Source organism: Arenimonas daejeonensis (genome assembly GCF_007993735.1).
Classification (GTDB): Bacteria; Pseudomonadota; Gammaproteobacteria; order Xanthomonadales; family Xanthomonadaceae; genus Arenimonas; species Arenimonas daejeonensis.
This window is the reverse complement of sequence record NZ_CP042453.1, coordinates 462,172-481,379: the sequence shown is the minus strand read 5'-3', so window position 1 is coordinate 481,379 and position 19,208 is coordinate 462,172. Positions and strand designations below refer to the sequence as shown.

Below are 19,208 nucleotides of genomic sequence, written 5' to 3'. Positions count from 1 at the left end.
TTCCATGAATGGAACGGACAGGGAACTTCCGGCCTATTTGGCACTCCAACCCGGGTGCTAAACTCCCGCCCATGAAAGAGGACCGCATGACCACCACTGCCCTGATCGCCAACAACCTGCCGATCCCGAGTGCGCTGGGTTCGCTGGACGCCTACATCTCGGCGGTCAACCGCGTGCCCGTGCTCACCGTCGAGGACGAGCAGGCGCTGGCGCGCCGCTACCGCGACGAAGAAGACCTCGACGCCGCCAAGGCGCTCGTGATGTCGCACCTGCGTTTCGTCGTGCACGTGGCCCGGGGTTACTCAGGGCTACGGCCTGGGCATGGGCGACCTGATCCATAAGGCAACATCGGCCTGATGAAGGCGGTCAAGCGTTTCGACCCCGACCAGGGGCGTGCGGCTGGTGTCGTTCGCCGTGCACTGGGTGCGCGCCGAGATGCACGAGTTCATCCTGCGCAACTGGCGCATCGTCAAGGTCGCCACCACCAAGGCGCAGCGCAAGCTGTTCTTCAACCTGCGCAAGTCCAAGAAGCGCCTGGGCTGGATGAACGACGCCGAAGTCACCGCGGTGGCCAAGGACCTCAACGTCTCCAAGCGCGAAGTGCTGGAGATGGAGTCGCGCCTGAGCGGTCGTGACATCGGCTTCGACGCGCCGGACGACGCCAACGACGACGCGCCGCCGTCCCCGGTCGCCTACCTGCGCGACCACGGCGACGACCCGGCGATGGCCTACGAGCGCGCAAGCCACGAGGACGACCAGCTCGAGCTGCTGCGCGAGGGCCTGTCCGACCTCGACCCGCGTTCGCGCGACATCCTCAAGCGCCGTTTCCTGGGCGAGCCGAAGGCGACCCTGCAGGAACTGGCCGACGAGTACGGCGTCAGCGCCGAACGCATCCGCCAGATCGAGGCGAACGCGCTCAAGAAGATGCGGGCCCTGTTCGCGGCCTGAACCACGCAGGTCGGACGACATTGGAAGGCCCCGCTCAGGCGGGGCTTTCTGTTTTCGGGGTCGTGATTCCCGGGATGACACGCCGGGATCCATACGCAGGCAGCGAACGCGCTGAAATGCGCAGGATCCGGATAGCGACGCGCTTCGTCGCGGCCGAACATGGCGACCATCATCCCAACCCCGGAGTCCCTATGTCCTTCCGCATCACCGGCCTTCCGGCCGAAGCTTTCGCCCACCTGCGTGGACTCGATGACCAGGCGTTGGCCGCACACGGTGCCCGCCGCGTGATTGCCGACAGTTTTCCCGGATACCCCTGCCGCATCACGCTCGAGGACGCCCAGCCCGGTGAGTCCCTGCTGCTGCTCAACTGGACCCACCTGGACGGCGACACGCCCTACCGCGGCAACGGCCCGATCTTCATCCGCGAGAACGCATTGGAGACCTTCGACGCCATCGACGTGGTGCCGCTGCAGCAGCGCCGCCGCACGCTGTCGGTGCGTGCCTACGACGCCGCCGGCTTCATGCGCCACGGCCGCGTGGTCCAGGGTGAAACGCTGGAGGCGCAGATCGGCGAGTTGTTCGCCGACGCCGACGTCGCCTTCCTGCACGTGCACAACGCCGGTCGCGGCTGTTACGCCGCCCGCGTGGACCGCGCCTGAGTTTCGCCGCGCCCGACGATGATCCGCGCGTGCCGCTGGTAGGTCCAGTACGACCAGCCCCAGTTCACCAGCACGATGATGCGGTTGCGGAAACCGATCAGGAAGAACAGGTGGGCGACCAGCCAGAACCACCAGGCCAGCAGGCCGGAAAGTTTCAGCTTGCCGAAGTGCACCACGGCCGCCATGCGGCCGATGGTCGCCAGGTTGCCGTAGTCGCGGTAGCGGAATGCGTGGCCGGCGCCGCCGCGCAGGCGGTCGCGGATCACGCCGGCGACGTGCGCGCCCATCTGCTTGGCGGCGGGCGCGACGCCCGGCACCGGTTTGCCGTCCTGCTGCACGCTGGCCAGGTCGCCCAGCACGAACACTTCCGGGTGCCCGGGCAGCGAGAGGTCGGGCGCCACCGGCACGCGGCCCGCGCGGTCGGTCGCCACGCCGAGCTGGCGGCCCAGCGGCGACGCGGCCACGCCCGCCGCCCACAGTACGCTGTGGCTGTCGATGCGTGTGGTGCCCATCGACACGCCGTCGGCGTCGATTGAAGTAACGGGTTCGCCGGTGTGCACTTCGACGCCCAGCTTCTGCAGCTGCAGGCGTGTCTTCTCCGACAGGTCCGGAGGCATCGCCGCCAGCACGCGGGGCCCCGCCTCGACCAGGTGCACGCGCGCGCTGCGTACATCGGCGCGGCGGAACTCTCGCGGCAGGGTATGCCGCGCGATCTCGGCCAGGGTGCCTGCGAGCTCGACGCCGGTCGGTCCGCCGCCGATCACGACGAAGTTGAGCCAAAGGCGCCGACGTTCAGCATCATCCTCCCGCTCAGCCGCTTCGAAAGCCGCCAACACCCGACTGCGGATCGCCAACGCATCGTCGAGCGTCTTCAGCCCAGGCGCATGCTCCGCCCACTCGTCCTTGCCGAAATACGCATGCGTCGCCCCGGTGGCGACCAGCAGGTAGTCGTAGTCGAGCTCGCCCTGGGCCAGTTGCACGCGACGTGCGTCCAGATCGATCGCCAGCGCCTCGTCCAGCCGCACCGTCACGTTCTTCTGCCGGCGCAGGATGTGCCGCAGCGGCGCGGCGATGTCCGGCGCCGACAGACCGGCGGTGGCGACCTGGTACAGCAGCGGCTGGAACAGGTGGTGGTTGGTGCGGTCCACCAGCGTGATGCGCACCGGTGCCGACGCCAGCGCGCGGGTCGCCCACAGGCCGCCGAAGCCGCCACCGAGCACCAACACATGTGGAATGCTGTTCGTTGTTTCCATGGTCAGGGGTCCGTCAGTAGAGATCCGTGGGATCCACGTCCAGCGACCAGCGCACGCGGCGCGCGGACTTCAGCGCCTGCAGCCGCGGCAGCCAGTCGTGCAGCGCCGCGTGCAGCGGCGCGCGCTGGCCGGCGCCGAGCAGCAGCTGGCCGCGCGCCATGCCGGCGCGGCGGGCCATCGGTGCCGGCATCGGGCCGTTCAACCAAAGTCCTTCGCGCGGGGAAAATTCATCGCGCGCCTCGCGCAGGAATGCCTGCATGTCGCCTTCGGTCGGCGCTTCGGCGCGCAGCAGCGCCAGGTAAGCGTAGGGCGGGAACTGCGCGGCCTCGCGTTCGGCCAGCTGCAGTGCGGCAACCGCCGGATACCCACCCGCCAGCAGCGTGTTGAGCAGCGGATGTTCGGGATGATGGGTCTGCAGCACCACCTCACCCGGCAGTTCCGCGCGGCCGGCGCGGCCGGCGACCTGGATCAGCAGCTGCGCGAGTTTTTCGCCGGCGCGGAAGTCGGCGCTGAACAGGCCCTCGTCCACGCCGACCACGGCCACCAGGGTCAGCCGCGGCAGGTCATGGCCCTTGGCCAGCATCTGGGTGCCGACCAGGATGCCGGAGTGTTCGCCGAAGTCCTCGAGGATCTTCCCGATGGCGTCGCGGCGGCGCGTGGTCTCGCGGTCCACGCGCACCAGCCGGGCCTCCGGGAACCGTTCCGCCAGCGCCTGTTCGATACGTTCGGTGCCGGCGCCCTGCGGCATCAGCGCCAGGCTGGCGCAGTCGGGGCAGGCATTCGGCGGCGTCGCGCGCGCGCCGCAGTGGTGGCAGACCAGACGGCGGCCGCCGGTGTGCACGGTCATCGCGGCGTCGCAGCGTTTGCAGTGCGCGCTCCAGCCGCAGTCGTGGCAGATCAGCACCGGGGCGTAACCGCGGCGGTTCTTGAACACCAGCGCCTGTTCGCCGCGCGCCAGGCAGGCGCCGACCGCGGCGAGCAGTTCTTCCGACAGGCCGTTGACCAGCGGGCGCTTGCGCACGTCCAGCACGCGCACCGCCGGCGGCCGCGCCCTGCCGGCGCGCTGGGTCAGGCGCAGGTGGCGGTAACGGCCCTGCAGCGCGTTGTGCAGCGATTCCAGCGACGGCGTGGCGCTGCCCAGGATCACCGGCACGCCGAGCTTGCTGGCGCGTACAAGCGCCAGGTCGCGGGCGTGGTAGCGGATGCCGTCCTGCTGTTTGTAGGAAGCGTCGTGTTCCTCGTCCACCACGATCAGGCCGGCTTCGGGCAACGGGCAGAACACCGCCGAACGCGTGCCCACCAGCACCCGTGCTTCCCCGCGCGACATCGCCGTCCAGGCGCGCGCACGTTCACCGTCGGCCAGGCCGGAGTGGTACGCGAGCACGGGCACGCCGAGCCGGCTGCGGAAACGCGCCAGCGCCTGCGGCGTCAGCCCGATCTCCGGCACCAGCACCAGCGCCTGGCGGCCGGCGGCGAGTGCGTCGGCGATGGCCTGCAGATAGACCTCGGTCTTGCCGCTGCCAGTGACGCCTTCCAGCAGCAGGGCACGGAAGCCCTGGCCTTCGCGGATCGCCGCGAGGGCATCCGCCTGGCCGCGCATCAGCTCTGGCGCGGACGCGACCGGCGCGGGTTCGGGTCTGCCGGCCAGCGCGACACGTTCGGCCAGGCCGCGTTGCGCCAGGCTGCGCGCCGCGGCACGCCAGTCCGGGATCTGCGTGTCGAGCAGGTCTTCGCCCAGCGCGCGGGCGGCCAGGGCCAGCAGCAGCTGCCGCGGTTTGCCTTCGCGGCCGGGGCCCTTGGCTGCGGCCAGGCCGGCCTCGGTCAGCCGCCAGCCGAAGCGGGCGGTTTCCGGCAATTCCTGGCCACCGCGCAGTGGGCCGGGCAGGGCGGTCGCCAGCACCTCTCCCAAGGGGGCGTGGTAGTAGCCCGCGGCCCAGCGCAGGCTCTCGAACAGCTCGCCGGTGAGCAGGGCCTCGGTGTCCAGGCGGGCCAGCACCGGCTTGAGGCTGTCCGGCGGCGCCTCGGGCGGGCCCACGGCCACGACCACGCCAACCTGTTCCCCTTCGCCGCGACCGAAGGGCACCCGCACCCGGCAACCGATCCAGTCCGCCCCGGCGCGCTCTCCGGCCGGCGGCCGGTAGTCGAACAGGCGGGGCAGCGGCACCGGAAGGGCGACGCGCAGCGCGGGTTCGGGGGTCTCGGGCATGGCGCCAGTCTAGCCTGTAGGGCTTGTGGCGGCCCGTGGCCCAACTTGCGGGTCATTGTTGCCAACGGGGTCACGAATGCTTGCTAAGCCACTGTTCACAAAACCGAAACTCCCTTATCCACACGGATTGTGGATAAGTCTGTGGAAGTCCCTCCGATCAGGGCTGCGCACCCCCTTGTGAAAGGGCCTGTACCCGGGTTGGCGATTTTTTAACCAAGGCGTCATAGTTCTTCGCAATCAACAAGTTACGGTTTTCACAATTCGGTCATTCGTGACTTCAGGGACAGAAGCCGTGCGTTTGGTGGCCAGGCTTTGGCGCTGTGCACAACGTTCCACGCCGGAAGCCGCACCGGGCTTGGCGGAGCAGGCTTTTCGCCACTGTCAACCGGGTGGAAGGCGGGCCTTGCTGGCTAGAATGGGGGTGACTTCCGCCCCCCGAGCCCTGTTTCCGCCCCTGCTCCCGTGTCGCCCGCCCTGTCCGCATTCCTGCGGGGCATCGAGCGCCGGGCTTTCGTTTTCGTGGAACTGCAGTGCGGCGACGACGAAGCCGCCGAGGCAGCCCTGGGGCGCGCCATGCGCGCATTCCGCGGCCTGTCCGCGGTCAGCCCCCTGTCGGCGTGGCCGGCGGGCTTCTGGTCGCTGCTGATGGCGCAGACCGAGCTGTCCGGGGGCGAGAGCCAGGTGCCGGAGCTTTCCGCGCTGAGCAGCGGTCCGCGCGCCGCCCTGCTGCTGCGCATCGTCGCCGGCCTGGACTTCCCGCATGCGGCGCAGGTGCTGGGGGTGTCCGAAACCACCTACCGCTTCGCGCTGCAGCGCGCGCTGCAGCAACTGGGCGATGGCGACATCAGTTACGCGGCGCTGAGTGCGCTGCGCGAGCGCCTGCACCGCCAGGTAAAGACCCTGCCCGAAGACCGCACGGCGTCGCTGGCCGCGCTGCGCCAACGTGTACTGCAGGGCGAAGCGGAGGCGGAGCCGCGGCCGCCACAAGCGTCCCCGTGGCCCGGCCGCCTGCTGTGGACAGTGCTGGTGCTGCTGGCGTTGGCCTTCGCCGCCACCTTCCTGCTGTCGCCGGAGCCGCGCGAGGTTGGCCCGCAGGTGCTGCCGCCGGAAAACGTGTCCGCGGTGCCGGTCGAACCCGATCCGGTGACTCATCCCGACTTCGCACTGCTGGCCGCGCCGGACGACGAAGCCCTGGCCACCGAACTCGCTTTGTTGAGCTGGGTCGCCTCCGGGCAGGCCGATCCCCTGCCCGAACCAGCGCCGGCCGCCGATGCGCCGGATGCCCAGCCGTCGACCACGGAGGCCGACGATGCGCCTTGAGCCGCGCACGCTGCTGACGGGCCTGCTGCTGGCGCTGGCGATGATGCCCGCGACCGCCTTCCAGACCCTGGCGCCGGAAGAACGTCGCCTGCTGGCGCCGCTTGCCGGCGCCTGGCCAGACCTGGATGCGGAAACGCAGCAGCGCCTGCGCGCCAATGCCCGCCATTGGTTGTCGTTGTCGTCGGAACAACAGCAGGCGATGCTGCAGCGCATGCGCGACTGGGATGCCCTGCCGCCGGCCGAACGGGCCCGCCGCCGCGGCGCCTATGCCGCCTGGGAAGCGCTGTCCCTGACCGAACGCGAGCGGGTCCGCGCCGCCGCCGCGCGCATCGCCGCGCTCACGCCCGACCAGGGCCGTGCGTTGCGTGATGCCTTCGAAAGCCTGCCCGCCGACCAGCGCCAGGAATGGTGGCTCGGGCCCGACATCGGCGCCGATTTCGCCAAGCTGCGGCCGCTGTTCGCCTACACGCCGGAAAGCGAGCGCGCGGGCCTGCTGGCCCTGCTGCGGGCGTTGAGCCCGGCGGCACGCGCCGACCTGGCCCTGCTGGCGCGCCGCCTGCCCGCGAACGAGCGCGAACGCCTGCGCCGCGAGCTGCTGGCGGCTGCTCCGGGAGCGCGCGAAGCGCTGATCCGCGACCGCCTGGCTCAGTAGTCGGCCAGCACCACCATCACCCGCCGCTGCGCGCTGAAGCGCGCGCCAAAACGTTCGACGCCCTCGGCGCGCATGCGCGGCGCGTGCTCGCGCAGGTAGGCCTCGAGCGCGGCCGCGTCCTGCAGCCGGTAGTGGCAGCAGAACACCACGGTTTCGTCGCCGGGTGCGGGATCACTCACTTGGCTCAGGCGTGCTTCGAGGAACCCGGGCAGCGCCCGCATCTCCCGGGCGTGTGCGTGCAGCCAGTCGCGGTAGTCGTCGGCGACGGCGCGCTCGACCCGCAGCGTCACCTCGTACAGCACTGCGCTCACATCGACACCAGGCTGATCAGCAGGCTGATGCTGGCGCCGAACGAGATCAGGAACACGTAGCACATGCCCAGCACGCAGTACTTCAAGAGGGTCATGATCCAGCCCTGGCGGTACACCCGCTTCTGCATCAGCAGCAGGTAGACCGGCATCCAGGCGATCAGCGCGAACTCCAGCCAGCCCAGCGGCCGCGACAGCCAGGGCATGCCCGAAGTCCAGGTAGACAGCGCGTCCAGCAGCAGCACCAGCAGCAGCGACGCGCACAGGAAACTGTGGCTGTGCAGCGCCACGATCAGGTGCTCCATGTAAATGCGCCGCTTGAACAGGTAAACCACCTTGAGCAGCACCGCGAACAGCGGCAGCAGCACGAACAGCGTGGTCGGCACGGTGGACAGGAAGGCGTCCTTGAGCAGGTTGGGGTCCTTCTGGATGCGTTCGATGTTGCCCTCGGCGCGGCCGATGCGGTCGTTGAGCTTCCTGTTCATGCCCTCGGAGAACCAGCTGATGGTCAGCGGGTTGGTTTCCGGGTCCCAGGGGCGTGCCGTTGAAGCTGATGTTGCCGTCCTCGTCCTCGCTCACCTTCAGCGGCTTGCCGGTGCGTTCGCTTTCCTCGATGTCGCGGATGCGGCGTGCGGCCTCGGCGGCCACGCCCTTTTCCGCCACGTCCAGGCCGACGCCGACGCCGGGCACGTCCGCGGTTTCTTCCTGGCCTGCTTCAGCTCGGCCAGCACTTCGTCGCGGATGCGTTCGACTTCCGGCACCGTGGTGGCCTGGTTGATCTGTGTCGTGCCGCGGTCGGTCTCGCTGGAGGGTGTTTCGGTCTCGGCCTCGTCCACGTCGATGTCGAAACTGAGCTGCGCGGCGAAGAACGCGAACAGGCTGAGGAACACGAACAGCCGCACCGGGCTGACGTAACGCACGCGCCGGCCGGCGAAATATTCCTCGCTCAGGTAGCCGGGCCTGTAGAGCAGCGGGCCGAGCGTGCGCAGGATGCGCGAGTCGAGCTCGAACACCGAATCCATGAAGTCGCCGATGATGCTGCTGAAATGCCGCACCAGGCCCTTGGTCGGCTGGCCGCAGGCGTAGCAGTGTTCGCCCAGCAGCACTTCGCCGCAGTTCTGGCAGCGGCGTACGGGGGTGTCGGCGGGAACGGTTTCCGGGATGGACATGGCGGGCTCCAGGTCGGCAGCGCGTAATATAGCGGGCATCCGGTCCGCGACCCTCCCCATGAGCCAGAACGAAACCCGCGCGGCCCGCCTGCTGCGCGAGATGCGCGTCAGTTTCGTGCTGGCGCTGCCACTGGTGCTGAGCCAGCTTTCTTCGATGGCCATGAACATCGTCGACACGGTCCTGGCCGGACGTTATGGCCCGGTCACGCTGGCCGCGGTCGGTGTCGGCAGTGCGGTGTGGTCGGTGGTGATCCTGGTCAGCATCGGCGTGTTGATGGCGGTGCCGCCGACGGTGTCGCAGCTCAATGGCGCCGGCCGCCGCAGCGAGATCGGCGGCGTGTTCCGGCAGGCCCTGTGGCTGGCGCTGGCGCTGGGCCTGGGCCTGATCCTGGTGGTGCGCGCGGGCGCGGTCGCGTTGACGCCGCTGGGCATCACCCCGGAGGCCCGGCCCGAAGCCGTGGCCTTCCTGCAGGCGATCAGCTGGGGCGCGCCGGGCCTGGCGCTGTATTTCTGCCTGCGCAATCTCAGCGACGGCGTGGCCTGGACCTTTCCGTCCATGGTCGCGGGCCTGTCCGGCCTGGCCGGTCTGGTGCCGCTGGGTTACACGCTGATGTTCATCGCCGACCTCGGTGCGGCGGGCCTGGGTTATGCCGTCGCCACCGTGTTGTGGGGCCAGGCGCTGGGCCTGGCGGTCTACCTGTGGCGTTCGCCGCGTTTCGCCGACCTGGGCCTGTTTGCGCGTTTCGATCCGCCGCGCTGGCGGCCGATCCGCGACCTGCTGGCGCTGGGCCTGCCGATGGGCGTGTCGGTGTTCATGGAGGGTAGCCTGTTCGTCGCCACCGCGTTGATCATCGGCACCTGGGCACGACCCAGATGGCAGCGCACCATAAGGTGGCGATCCTGGCGGCCAGCCTGTTCTTCATGGTGCCGCTGGGCGTGGCCATGGCGACGACGGTGCGGGTCGGGCACGCGGTGGGCGCGGGGGATGCGCCCGGCGTGCGCTGGGCGGCGGCGGCCGGCTATTCGCTGGCGATGGTGGCGCAGACGGCGTCGGCGGTGGTGCTGGTGGTCGGCGGTGCGGCCCTGGCTTCGCTGGTGTCGCCCGATCCTGCGGTGGTGGCACTGGCGGCCCTGCTGATGGCCTATGCCGCGGTGTTCCAGTACCCGGACGGCTTCCAGGCGTTGTCCGCCGGCGCACTGCGGGGGCTCAAGGACACGCGCGCGCCGATGTTCATCACCGTGCTGGCGTACTGGGGCCTGGGCCTGCCGCTGGGCTATTGGCTGGGCATCGTGCGCGGCCAGGGCGCACCCGGCCTGTGGACCGGCCTGATCCTGGGCCTGAGCGTGGCGGCTGGCCTGCTGGGCTGGCGCTTCTGGCGCCTGGCGCGGCGCCCGCTGACGCCGGTGGGGCCCCTGACCTAAGGCTTATGCGGATTTCACCCGGGCTGGGTATGCTGCGGACTGGAATTACCGGAGTTTTCCCATGTCTGAGTCGCAACCCGGCCCGATCCGCCGCGTTCTGGTCGGGATCTGGAACACCGTCAACTTCACCCGGCGGCTGGTCTTCAATCTGATCTTCCTGTTCGTGCTGTTCTTCGTGCTGGTGGCGATCGTCGCCAGCCCGGGCGTGCAGCCGCTGCAGGACAAGTCGGCGCTGGTGCTGCCGATGAAAGGCAACCTGGTCGAGCAGTTCAGCTCGGCGCCGGTGGAGCGCATCATCAACCAGGCGACCGGCGAAAGCGCGCCGGAAATCCAGCTGCGCGACCTGCTGCGGGCGATCAAGGCCGCCAAGGACGACAAGCGCATCGACCGCATCGTGCTGCTGACCGACGGTTTCAACGCCGCCGGTTTCGCGGCGCTGCGCGACCTGGCCGCGGCGCTGCGTGACTTCCGCGCCTCGGGCAAGCAGGTCGTGGCCTACGGCACCGACATGGAGCAGAAGCAGTACTACCTCGCGGCCCAGGCCGACGAGGTGTACATGGACCCGCAGGGCGGCGTGCTGCTGGAAGGTTTCGGCCGCTACCGCATGTATTACCGCGAGGGCCTGCAGGACAAGCTCGGCGTGGACGTGCACCTGTTCAAGGTGGGCGAGTACAAGTCGGCCGCCGAACCCTACGTGCTCGACGGCGCCTCGCCCGAGGCGCGCGAGGCCGACCTGTACTGGATGAACGACGTCTGGCAGCGTTTCCTCGCCGACATCGGCCAGGCCCGCAAGCTAGAACCGTCGGCACTGACCGCGATGATCGAAGAACTGCCCGCGCGCGTCGCTGCCGCCGGCGGCGACCTCGGGCAATTGGCGCTGGACGAGAAGCTGGTGGATGGCCTCAAGACCAGCCACGAAGTCGAACAGATGCTGGTCGAGCGCGGCGCGCTGGACGAAGAGAACAAGACGTTCCGCCAGATCGAACTGCGCGCCTACCTGCAGCAGCTGGCGCGCCAGAACCTGGGCATGGACAGGCGGCCGCAGGTTGCGGTCGTCGTGGCGCAGGGCGAGATCAGCCACGGCGAGCAGCCGCCGGGCACGGTGGGCGGCGAGTCCACTTCGGCCTTGTTGCAGCAGGCGCGCGAGGACGAGAACGTCAAGGCGGTGCTGTTGCGCGTGGATTCCCCGGGTGGCGGCGTGTTCCCGTCCGAGCAGATCCGCCGCGAAGTCGAGCTGATCAAGGCCGCCGGCAAGCCGGTGGTGGTGTCGATGGCCAACGTGGCCGCCTCGGGCGGTTACTGGATCTCGATGAACGCCGACCGGATCTATGCCGACGAATCCACCATCACCGGCTCGATCGGCATCTTCGGCCTGTGGATGACGGCGCCGCGCGTGCTCGACAAGATCGGCGTCAGCACCGATGGCGTGGGCACCACGTCGCTGGCCGGTGCTTTCGACCCCACCCGCCCGCTGGATCCGAACGTCGGCGCGCTGATCCAGTCGGTGATCGACAAGGGTTACGCCGATTTCACCGGCAAGGTCGCCGCCGCGCGCGGTACGACCCCGGAGCAGATCGACGTGCACGCCCGCGGTCGCGTCTGGAGCGGCGCGCAGGCCAAGGAACGCGGCCTGGTGGACGAACTGGGCGGTTTCGAAGCCGCGCTGGCGGAGACGGTGAAGCTGGCCAAGCTCGAACCCGACAGTTACGGCGTGACCTATATCGAGAAGCCGCTGACGTCGTTCGAACAGGCCATCGTCAACATGGGCGGCAATGCCCGCACCCGCGGCCTGCTGCGCGTTCTGGCGCCGACGCCGCTGCTGCTCGACCGCCGCACCCTGGCCACGGTCGAGCGCGAGCTGGCCTGGCTGGACGGCAAGGGACGCAGCCCGTTCCGCGCCGTGGCGCATTGCCTCTGCGCCTACTGACCGGACCCGGGGATTGAATGGACGCCCGGGCTTGCCCGGGCGTCCGCATTTTCAGCCGCCGGCGTTTTCCAGCGTGTCCTGGCGTTCGGCTTCTTCGGCCGCCTGTGTTTCCTCGACGGCGCGTGCCTTGTCGATCGGCGCCTGGATGGCATCGCGCAGTTCGGTGGCTTCCGTTGCGGCGGCGGCCGTCTGCGGGTCGGGCGAGGGCTCGGGCAGCGGTTCGTTGATGGGGTCGCTGCAGGCGGCCAGCAGCAGGACGAGGGGAAACAGCTTCAACGATCGGGACATGGCCGCGCTCCGGGTGGCGATGGCCGGTATCCTACGCCCGGACCTCAGGAGACGCCGATGAGTGCGAACCGCTGGCGACTGGACGGACAGATGGCCCTGGTGACCGGCGCCAGCGTCGGCATCGGCCGCGCGGTGGCCGCCGAACTGCTGGGCCTGGGTGCCGACGTGCTGCTGGTGGCGCGCGATGGCGGCCAGCTCGAGTCCACCCAACTCGAACTCGAAGAACAGTTCCCCGAGGCCGACGTGCGCGCCTTTCCGGCCGACATCGCCGACCCGGAGCAGCGCCGCGAAGTCTTCGACTGGGTCGAGGATCTCGGCGACGGGCTGCAGATCCTGGTCAACAACGTCGGCGCCAACACGCCGCGCAGCGCCCTGGACTATTCGGACGACGAATGGCGGGCGATCTTCGAGACCAACATCTTCTCGGCCTTCGACCTGTGCCGCTTCGCCTTCCCGCTGCTGAGCCAGCACGCGGCCTCGAGCATCGTCAACGTCGGCTCGGTGTCGGGCCTGACCCACGTGCGCACCGGCGTGGCCTACGGCATGAGCAAGGCCGCGCTGCACCAGATGACCCGCAACCTGGCCTGCGAATGGGCCGAGGACGGTGTGCGCGTCAACGCGGTCGCGCCGTGGTACATCCGCACCCGCCGCACCTCGGCGGCGCTCGCTGATGCCGATTACCTGGACGGGGTGATCGAACGCACGCCGATGGGAAGGGTCGGCGAGCCCGAGGAGGTGGCGTCGGCGGTGGCGTTCCTGTGCCTTCCGGCGGCGAGCTACGTCACCGGCGAATGCATCGCGGTGGATGGCGGCTTCCTGCGCTACGGGTTCTGAAACTCAGCGGCAGCTGTCGTTGACGATGCGCTCGAGCCGCTGCACTTCCGATTTCCTGAAGGCGGCAGTGTCGCTGAAGGCATGCAGGGCGTCCGAACGGGCCTGCTTGAGTTTCGCCTTGAACTGCACGCAGGCGCTGGCGTCGTCCATTTCCAGGCACGACTCCTGCACCCAGCGGCAGGCCGTGGCGGCCTGGGGGCCGGTCAAGCCGTAGCCCAGCACCGCCAGCGGCACGCAACGATTGGCGGGGTCGTAATCCTCGCTGTAGCGCACGTCACCGTCATAGTCGGTGCACTGGTAGAGCGGCGGCGGCCTGAGCAGGACGGAGGATGCGTAGTCGGGGGCGGGGAGTGGTTCGTCGTCCGGTGGTTGTGGGGGCGGCGCGGCCGGTTTCGGCGGCGGATCCTGAGGGCGGGTCATGCTGCTGCGCGAGACTTCGGTCTGCCCCGATCCACAGGGACTGTCCTGCACGGTGACCTGGCCGTTGCCGCCCTTGCAGCGGTACACGGTGATGTCGTCCGCCGCGGCCGGGCCGACGGCGATCAGCAAAATGGCTAAGCTTGGCCACCCGCATGTGCGCATGCCCGCATCATCCACCTGCGCCGCCACCAATTCCAGTCCGGACCCCGCCCATGAGCCGAACGTTGTTCCTGCTTGCCCTGTTGCTGGTCCAGCCCGTCGCGGCCGCAATTCCCGCCGCTCCGCCGCGGGCCGAGGGCGATGGCCCCTATCCGCAGCTGATCCTGCGCGGCGCCACCGTCATCACCGGCACGGGCGCGCCGGCCTACGGGCCGGTGGACATCGTGATCGAGGGCGAGCGCATCGTCTCGGTGAACATCGTCGGCAGCGCCAACACGCCGATCGACCCGGCGAACCGCCCGGTGCTGAAGGCGGGTGGCCGCGAGATCGACCTCGGCGGCCAGTTCGTCATGCCCGGGCTGGTGGACATGCACGGCCACATCGGCGGCGACGAGCAGGGTGTCACCGCCGAATACGTCTACAAGCTCTGGCTGGCGCACGGCATCACCACCGTGCGCGACCCGGGCTGCGGCAACGGCATCGACTGGTGCGTGTCCGAGGCGCGCCGAAGTGCCGGGAACGCCATCACCGCGCCGCGCATCTATCCCTATGCCTTTTTCGGCATGGGCCGCGACACGCCGATCACCACGCCCGAGCAGGCGCGCGAGTGGGTGCGTTCGATGAAGGCCAAGGGCGCCGTGGGCATGAAGTGCTTCGGCTACCGGCCCGACATCCTCGAAGCCGCTTTCGACGAACTGGAGAAGCAGGGCATGCGCAGCGCCTGCCACCACGCCCAGCTCGACGTCGCGCGCGTCAACGTGCTGACCACCGCGCGCTGGGGCCTGACCACGATGGAGCACTGGTACGGTTTGCCGGAAGCGCTGTTCGACGGCCAGACCGTGCAGCAGTACCCGGCCGACTACAACTACATGAACGAACAGCACCGCTTCGGCCAGGCCGGGCGACTGTGGGCGCAGGCCAGCGAAAAGGGCAGCGAACGCTACGAAGCGGTGATCACCGAGCTGCTGGAACTCGGGTTCACGCTCGACCCCACCTTCACCATCTACCAGGCCACCCGCGACCTGATGCGTGCGCGTACCGCCGACTGGCACGCGGCCTACACCCATCCGGCGCTGTGGGACTTCTTCACGCCCAACCGCGACAACCACGGCAGTTTCTTCTTCGACTGGGGCAGCGAGGAGGAGGCCGCCTGGAAGGACAACTACCGGCGCTGGATGGCCTTCGTGAACGACTACAAGAATCGCGGCGGCCGGGTCACGGTGGGCAGCGACTCGGGCTACATCTACAAGACCTATGGTTTCGGCACCATCGAGGAACTCGAGCTGCTGCGCGAAGCCGGATTCCATCCGCTGGAAGTGATCCGTGCCGGCACGCTGTCGGGGGCCGAGGCGCTAGGCGCGGCCGATCGCATCGGTTCGGTCGAGGCGGGCAAGCTGGCCGACCTGGTGGTGTTGTCGGAAAACCCGCTGGCCAACCTGAAGGTGCTTTACGGCACCGGCCATCTGCGGCTGGGTGATGACGGGCAACTGCAGCGCGTGGGCGGCGTGCGCTACACGATCAAGGGCGGGCTGGTGTACGACGCGCCGGCGCTGCTGGATGACGTGCGGCGGATCGTCGAGCAGGAAAAGAAAAAGCGCGGCATCGAAAGCCTGCGCCAACCCGGCGGATGAACCGGCCCCGGCGCAGCCGCGCCGGGGCGTTGCCAGCCACCGCCGCTGTCGGCGGATGGCGTGGCGAACCAGCGATCCGATCAGGCCGTCTTCCGCGGCGCCGCCTTTTTGCCGTGGTCTTGCGGACGGCTTTCTTGGCCGGCTTCTTGGCGGCCTTCTTCGCAGGCGCCTTCTTGGCCACGGCCTTTTTCACCGGCGCGGCGGCAGTCTTGTCGGCGCTCTTGGTGGCCTTCTTCGCCGGTGCCTTCCTGGCGGCGACCTTCTTGCCGAAGCGGCCGCCCTTGCGCACCGGTTTGCCCTCGGCCAGCAACGCCTCGCATTCGGCCTGGGTCAGGCTGGCGGGGTCGCGGTCCTTGGGGATCTTGCCGTTCTTCTCGCCGTCGGTGATGTACGGGCCGTAGCGGCCGTTCAACACCTGGATGTCGGTGCCCGGGAACACCTTGATGGTGCGGTTGGCGATCATCTCGAGCTTGGCGCGCACCAGTTCGACCGCGGCCTCGAAACTGATGGTGTACGGGTCATCGGTCTTGCCGAGCGACGCATAGGTGTCGCCCAGTTTCACGAACGGGCCAAAGCGGCCGATCGCGACGGTGACGTCCTTGCCCTCGTGCTGGCCGAGGCTGCGCGGCAGGTTGAACAGCGGCAGCGCCTCCTCCAGCGTGATGGTGTGCATGCTGGTGCCGGGGCGCAGCGAGGCGAACTTGGGCTTGTCCTCGTCCTCGGCGGTGCCGATCTGCGCGAACGGCCCGTAGCGGCCCAGGCGCACCGACACCGGCTTGCCCGATTTCGGGTCGATGCCGAGCACGCGCGAGCCGGTGGCTTCCGAGCGGTCCACGGATTCGCTCTTCTCATCCACGGTCGTCTTGAAGGACTTCCAGAAGCGTTCGAGCAGCGGGATCCATGCCGCCTCGCCGGCCGCGACCGAATCCAGTTCGTCCTCGAGCTTGGCGGTGAAGTCGTAGTCCACGTACTGCATGAAGTGGCCGGTGAGGAACTTCGCCACCGCGCGGCCGACGTCGCTGGGCTTGAACCGGCGGTTGTCGAGATAGACGTATTCGCGGTTCTGCAGCACCTGGATGATGCTGGCGTAGGTGGACGGACGGCCGATGCCGTATTCCTCCAGCGCCTTCACCAGCGAGGCTTCCGAGAAGCGCGGCGGCGGCTCGGTGAAGTGCTGGTCGGTGTGGATGCTGCCCAGTGGCACGGCCTGGCCGGTTTTCATCGGCGGCAGCTTGCGGCCCTCGTCGTCGTCCTCGGCACTCTTGGCGTCCTTGCCTTCCTCGTACACGGCCAGGAAGCCCGGGTCGATCACCGTGGTGCCGCTGGCGCGGAAGCTGTGCTCGCTGCCGGCGGCCAGTTCCACCGACACCGTGTTCATCGTCGCCGGCACCATCTGCGAGGCGACGGTGCGTTTCCACACCAGTTCGTACAGGCGGCGGGCGTCGTCGTCGAGGTACTTGGCGACCGAGGCCGGCGTGCGCAGGGCGGACGTGGGGCGGATCGCCTCGTGCGCTTCCCGGGCGTTCTTGGACTTGGACTTGTATTCGTTGGGCTTGTCCGGCACGGCGCCGGTGCCGAAGTCGCGGGCGATGACGTCGCGGATCTCGGCCACGGCTTCCTGCGAGAGGTTCACCGAGTCGGTACGCATGTAGCTGATCAGGCCGACCGCGCCTTCCTCGCCGATCGCCACGCCTTCATAGAGCTTCTGCGCCACGCGCATGGTGCGCGAGGTGGTGAAGCCGAGCTTGCGCGCGGCTTCCTGCTGCAGGGTCGAGGTGATGAAGGGCGGCGCCGGGCGGCGCTTGCGTTCCTTGCTGACCACGTCGGTGACGCGAAGGGCTTCGCCCGCGGCCTTCACCAGGCGCGCGCGCGCGCCTCGGCGGTCTTGGAGTCGGTGATCGTGAACTGTTCGAACTTCTGCCCGTCGAGTTTCACCAGGCGGGCGGTGAAGGCCTGCTGCGGGTGGTTGAGTTCGGCCTCCATGGACCAGTACTCGCGCGGCACGAAGGCTTCGATCTCCTCCTCGCGCTCGACGATCATGCGCAGCGCCGGCGACTGCACGCGGCCGGCGGACAGGCCGCGCTGCACCTTGCGCCACAGCACCGGCGAGAGGTTGAAGCCGACCAGGTAGTCCAGGGCGCGGCGCGCCTGCTGGGCGTCCACCAGGTCGGAGGCGACCTGGCGCGGATGTTCCACCGCCTCGCGGATGGCGCGCGGGGTGATCTCGGTGAACACGACCCGGTGCAGGGCCTTGCCCTTGAGCAGGCCGCGCTCCTTCAGGATCTCGGAAATGTGCCAGCTGATCGCCTCGCCCTCGCGGTCCGGGTCGGTGGCGAGGTAGATGGCCTCGGCGCCCTTGGCGGCCTTGGCGATGGCGTCCACGTGCTTCTCGTTCTTGTCGATCAGCTCGTAGCGCATGGCGAAGCCGTTGTCCGGGTCGACCGCGCCCTCCTTGGGCACCAGGTCGCGGACGTGGCCGTACGAGGCCAGGACATGGAAGTCCTTGCCCATAAGGTACTTGTTGATCGTCTTGGCCTTGGCAGGCGACTCGACGATGAGGAGGTTCTTGGCCATGGCCGGGGTGCTCCGCGGCGCCCTCAGCGGGGCGCCAAGATGGCACGGCCCGCGGGGGTCGCGGGCCGGGGGTCTTTTTCATTAAGGCACCAGCCCGGCAGGCCCTGTCAAGCAAGGGCCCCGGAGCCCCGGCCCCGGCCGGGGCCGGGACGGGCGTTGCCGGTGGGCTCAGCGGCAGTCGGCCGGCAGGTACTTGCTGTCGATGCTGCCGCTGGTGCAATACCAGTCGCCGGCGCTGTCGCGGCTGTGCCGCAGACGCTGGCCGGCCAGCCTGCCACCGGCGAAATCGCCGGCCATTTCGACTTCGATGATGCACATGCCGGTATGGGCTTCACCGATCTCGCGCATGGCGACTCCCGGGGTGGAAACCGGCGGTAGTTGCAGCTCGTCCGCGTCCCGCGGACAGCGGTCGGTGTTGAGCACGAACTCCTCCACCGCGACCCGCGCGCCTCGGGCCTCGATGTGGGCCGCCACCACCTTGGATCGGATGATGTAGTCCTGATACGCGGGCAGGGCGATGGCCGCCAGGATGCCCAGCACGACGATCAGGAAGAGGCCGCCGCCCACCAGGACGATCGCCGCGATCACGCAGCCGCTGCGCTTCTTTTCCGGAGCCGCGGCGGGTGCAACGGTGGGCGGGGCAGGCGCGGGGGAGGATTTGCGGCCGCGCCCAGCCCCAGCTCCTCCCGGAACTGGCCCAGTGGCGACCACTGCGCCAGGCCTTCGCGCCAGACCAGGCTGGTGTCGTCCAGTTGGCCCTGCCGCAGCGCTTCGGCCAGCGCGGTGCCGTCCACCGGGCCTTGGCGGTTCTGACCGCGGTCCACGTAGTACCAGGGTGCTCATCCCCATGCTCCCCTGTGAAATCGCCGCGTTATGCCGCGGCCCAAAACAAACGCCCGGCCTGGGCCGGGCGTCGCTGTTTCCCGCCTGGTGTCAGTGCACCGGTTCGGGTTCGTCCTCGAACATCTGGCTTTCCATCCAGGCATAGGCCGCTTCCGACCCGGGCTGGTTGAACAGCACCATCAGCACGACCCATTTGAGGTCGTCCACGTCCACGTCGTCCTGGTCCAGGGCCATGACCCGGTCCAGCACCAGCTCGCGCTGGTCGGCATCGATCACGCCGCTGTGCTCCATAACATCAGGAAGCCGCGGCATTCGGTGTCCAGGCGGTCGAGTTCAGGCTCGGCATAGACGCGCACCGGCGTGTTCAGGCGCGGCCCGGCCGCGGCCGGCCGCTGGCGCGCGAGTTCATCGAGCCAGTCGAAGGCCTTGTTGATTTCCGCGGGGCTGAAGCCGGCCTGGATCAGGCCATTCTGGAGCGAGTCGCGATCCCGGACGGCGTCGGGGTCGTCGTAGAAGTAGTGCTCGAACAGGTACAGCAGGACGTCCAGTATGGTCTCTTTCATTACCCTCAGCCTGCGCCCGTGGCGCGGTGGGA

15 protein-coding genes and 4 pseudogenes are annotated in these 19,208 nt (G+C 69.1%); 8 read left to right on the top strand and 11 right to left on the bottom strand.

The features are described from left to right. The first annotated feature begins 71 nt into the window (after window positions 1-71). A pseudogene (gene rpoH, locus FRZ33_RS02380) lies at window positions 72-948 on the top strand (RNA polymerase sigma factor RpoH). 191 nt (window positions 949-1,139) lie between these two features. After that, on the top strand, window positions 1,140-1,607 hold the full coding sequence (locus tag FRZ33_RS02375; RefSeq protein ID WP_146907386.1) for a DUF1203 domain-containing protein: 468 nt from the start codon (window positions 1,140-1,142) through the stop codon (window positions 1,605-1,607). On the opposite strand, the gene FRZ33_RS02370 is transcribed toward FRZ33_RS02375, so the two are convergent. Continuing rightward, complete coding sequence (locus FRZ33_RS02370; protein WP_146907384.1) at window positions 1,580-2,860, bottom strand: NAD(P)/FAD-dependent oxidoreductase; 1,281 nt, start codon at window positions 2,858-2,860, stop codon at window positions 1,580-1,582. The genes FRZ33_RS02375 and FRZ33_RS02370 overlap by 28 nt on opposite strands. Window positions 2,861-2,873: 13 nt before the next feature. Then, complete coding sequence (locus FRZ33_RS02365) at window positions 2,874-5,066, bottom strand: primosomal protein N' (protein WP_146907383.1); 2,193 nt, start codon at window positions 5,064-5,066, stop codon at window positions 2,874-2,876. 462 nt (window positions 5,067-5,528) lie between these two features. On the opposite strand from FRZ33_RS02365, the gene FRZ33_RS02360 reads away from it, so the two are divergent. Further along, a complete protein-coding gene (locus FRZ33_RS02360; RefSeq protein WP_146907381.1) occupies window positions 5,529-6,386 on the top strand; it encodes a sigma factor-like helix-turn-helix DNA-binding protein in 858 nt (285 codons plus the stop codon). Further along, on the top strand, window positions 6,376-7,038 hold the full coding sequence (locus FRZ33_RS02355; RefSeq protein ID WP_158637054.1) for a DUF3106 domain-containing protein: 663 nt from the start codon (window positions 6,376-6,378) through the stop codon (window positions 7,036-7,038). Before FRZ33_RS02360 ends, FRZ33_RS02355 begins: the two co-directional genes overlap by 11 nt. Here the strand turns inward: FRZ33_RS02355 and FRZ33_RS15025 are convergent. From FRZ33_RS15025 to FRZ33_RS02345, 3 genes are all read right to left on the bottom strand, one after another. After that, complete coding sequence (locus tag FRZ33_RS15025; protein WP_158637053.1) at window positions 7,032-7,349, bottom strand: DUF4286 family protein; 318 nt, start codon at window positions 7,347-7,349, stop codon at window positions 7,032-7,034. The two genes, FRZ33_RS02355 and FRZ33_RS15025, sit on opposite strands and share 7 nt — an antisense overlap. Next, complete coding sequence (locus FRZ33_RS15020; RefSeq protein WP_158637052.1) at window positions 7,346-7,831, bottom strand: hypothetical protein; 486 nt, start codon at window positions 7,829-7,831, stop codon at window positions 7,346-7,348. Before FRZ33_RS15020 ends, FRZ33_RS15025 begins: the two co-directional genes overlap by 4 nt. Window positions 7,832-7,927: 96 nt before the next feature. After that, on the bottom strand, window positions 7,928-8,515 hold the full coding sequence (locus FRZ33_RS02345; protein ID WP_158637051.1) for a DUF3667 domain-containing protein: 588 nt from the start codon (window positions 8,513-8,515) through the stop codon (window positions 7,928-7,930). 58 nt (window positions 8,516-8,573) lie between these two features. Here FRZ33_RS02345 and FRZ33_RS02340 point away from each other — a divergent pair. Continuing rightward, window positions 8,574-9,937 (top strand): annotated as a pseudogene (locus tag FRZ33_RS02340) (MATE family efflux transporter). A 61-nt stretch (window positions 9,938-9,998) separates the two neighbouring features. After that, on the top strand, window positions 9,999-11,864 hold the full coding sequence (gene sppA, locus FRZ33_RS02335) for a signal peptide peptidase SppA (protein ID WP_146907376.1): 1,866 nt from the start codon (window positions 9,999-10,001) through the stop codon (window positions 11,862-11,864). Between the two features lie 51 nt (window positions 11,865-11,915). Here sppA and FRZ33_RS02330 read toward each other — a convergent pair whose 3' ends face one another. Continuing rightward, complete coding sequence (locus FRZ33_RS02330; RefSeq protein WP_146907374.1) at window positions 11,916-12,152, bottom strand: hypothetical protein; 237 nt, start codon at window positions 12,150-12,152, stop codon at window positions 11,916-11,918. Window positions 12,153-12,209: 57 nt separating this feature from the next. On the opposite strand from FRZ33_RS02330, the gene FRZ33_RS02325 reads away from it, so the two are divergent. After that, on the top strand, window positions 12,210-12,986 hold the full coding sequence (locus FRZ33_RS02325; protein WP_146907373.1) for an SDR family oxidoreductase: 777 nt from the start codon (window positions 12,210-12,212) through the stop codon (window positions 12,984-12,986). 3 nt (window positions 12,987-12,989) lie between these two features. On the opposite strand, the gene FRZ33_RS02320 is transcribed toward FRZ33_RS02325, so the two are convergent. Next, window positions 12,990-13,535, bottom strand: a complete 546-nt coding sequence (locus FRZ33_RS02320; protein WP_158637050.1) for a DUF4124 domain-containing protein — start codon at window positions 13,533-13,535, stop codon at window positions 12,990-12,992. A gap of 83 nt (window positions 13,536-13,618) precedes the next feature. On the opposite strand from FRZ33_RS02320, the gene FRZ33_RS02315 reads away from it, so the two are divergent. Then, complete coding sequence (locus FRZ33_RS02315; protein ID WP_146907370.1) at window positions 13,619-15,196, top strand: amidohydrolase family protein; 1,578 nt, start codon at window positions 13,619-13,621, stop codon at window positions 15,194-15,196. 109 nt (window positions 15,197-15,305) lie between these two features. On the opposite strand, the pseudogene FRZ33_RS02310 reads toward FRZ33_RS02315, so the two are convergent. The 4 genes and pseudogenes from FRZ33_RS02310 to FRZ33_RS02300 all read right to left on the bottom strand — a co-directional run. After that, window positions 15,306-17,770 (bottom strand): annotated as a pseudogene (locus tag FRZ33_RS02310) (DNA topoisomerase I); the annotation flags it as partial. 168 nt (window positions 17,771-17,938) lie between these two features. Beyond that, window positions 17,939-18,358, bottom strand: coding sequence for a pilin (locus FRZ33_RS15015; RefSeq protein ID WP_158637049.1), 420 nt, complete (start codon window positions 18,356-18,358; stop codon window positions 17,939-17,941). Continuing rightward, a complete protein-coding gene (locus FRZ33_RS15010) occupies window positions 18,355-18,594 on the bottom strand; it encodes a DUF4339 domain-containing protein (protein WP_158637048.1) in 240 nt (79 codons plus the stop codon). The genes FRZ33_RS15015 and FRZ33_RS15010 overlap by 4 nt, the downstream gene beginning before the upstream one ends. Window positions 18,595-18,703: 109 nt before the next feature. Further along, window positions 18,704-19,176: pseudogene (locus tag FRZ33_RS02300) on the bottom strand (DUF494 family protein). Window positions 19,177-19,208 lie beyond the last annotated feature (32 nt).